This is a genomic window from Nocardia sp. NPDC058666, assembly GCF_042714895.1.
Lineage (GTDB): Bacteria > Actinomycetota > Actinomycetes > Mycobacteriales > Mycobacteriaceae > Nocardia.
In genome coordinates, this window is record NZ_JBHXRY010000106.1 from 1 (window position 1) to 1,108 (window position 1,108).

Consider the following 1,108-nt stretch of genomic DNA (forward strand, 5'->3'; position numbering starts at 1 on the left):
CGAGGTCCTCGCGGCGGGCGAACACCCGATGCTCGCCCGCCGCGTCCTCGAAGCCGAGGAAACCGACCCGGACATCGATTTCACGTTCGGCCTGGACTGCGTACTCGACGGACTCGCGGCCCGGCTGGGTCGCTGAGCGGATCGGAATGCGGCCGTGATGCCGCAGTCGCCTGCCGGGCCGGAGGCCGGCTCCTGCGAGAGCGTGTCCGCCGGCAGTCGTCGAGACGGGATGGGGCCGACCGGATTCGAACCGGCGTCCTCCCACATGCGGTGGGGGCGCGACGACCACTGCGCTACGAACCCCATCCCGCTCGCGATCTTACAAGTAGCTGTACCCGCTGCTCTGAAGGGAGGCCACGACCAGGCCCTGACCGCCGGGCACCGCCGCCGCGTCGTCGCGGAACCGCGGAACCGCGGACCGCCACGAGAGTGCACGTGCGGGCTCTCCGGAAGGGCTTGCCCGGGTCCTGATCGTGGTGTTGGCTGCTGGGGCCGTCCACCGGCACCGACACGGTGTCGGCCGGTGAACTCCCGTTCGCTCAGGCGGCCTTGCGGGGTCCGCCATGCCCTTGAAGCCGAGGCCGCGCATGACCGTTCCGACGTCGCCCTCCCCTGCCGCAAAGGCGCTGGCCACCCGCCACCGCCTGGGCGGACTGGAGCACACCTTCCGTCCCGAGAGCGAGGTCGCGGTCCAGGAGAAGTACCGGATCTGGTTCGTCATCGGCTCCCTGGCCGGCATTGCCGCACTGCTGGGCGGTGGCGTCCTGTTATGGGTGAAAGTGCACTGGGGTGCGGCCATATTCCCGCTGTGGATCGGTGTGGTGGCCGCCGGGCTGGTGAGCCGGAGCCCGCTGTTCCGCAGGGACCTGGCGTCCCGGCGGCTGCACCTGTACGAACACGGGCTGGTCGTGAACACGAGCGGCAGCAAGCTGTTCGCGGCGCGCTGGGAGCGGGTGGTGCTCTACCAGGAGACCGTCCAGGAAGTGATCGACTACAAGGGCACGCAGACGCCCGTCGGACGCTCGCACGCCTCCCGGCTCGTCGCACCGGGCGGCCAGAAGGCACTGATCACGCACGCCTACGCGGGCTCGCACACCTGGGCCCCGCT

Annotated in this window: 2 protein-coding genes and 1 tRNA gene; 2 read left to right on the forward strand and 1 reads right to left on the reverse strand. The window is 70.6% G+C overall.

The window, feature by feature from the left end; all coding sequences use genetic code 11:
- Window positions 1-136: TetR/AcrR family transcriptional regulator C-terminal domain-containing protein (locus tag ACFWVD_RS28815; RefSeq protein WP_379248076.1), on the forward strand; the 136-nt coding region annotated here is incomplete at its 5' end.
- A 94-nt stretch (window positions 137-230) separates the two neighbouring features.
- Here the strand turns inward: ACFWVD_RS28815 and ACFWVD_RS28820 are convergent.
- Window positions 231-303, reverse strand: a tRNA-Arg gene (locus ACFWVD_RS28820).
- 284 nt (window positions 304-587) lie between these two features.
- On the opposite strand from ACFWVD_RS28820, the gene ACFWVD_RS28825 reads away from it, so the two are divergent.
- The coding region (locus ACFWVD_RS28825) for a hypothetical protein (RefSeq protein ID WP_379248074.1) at window positions 588-1,108 on the forward strand (521 nt) is incomplete at its 3' end.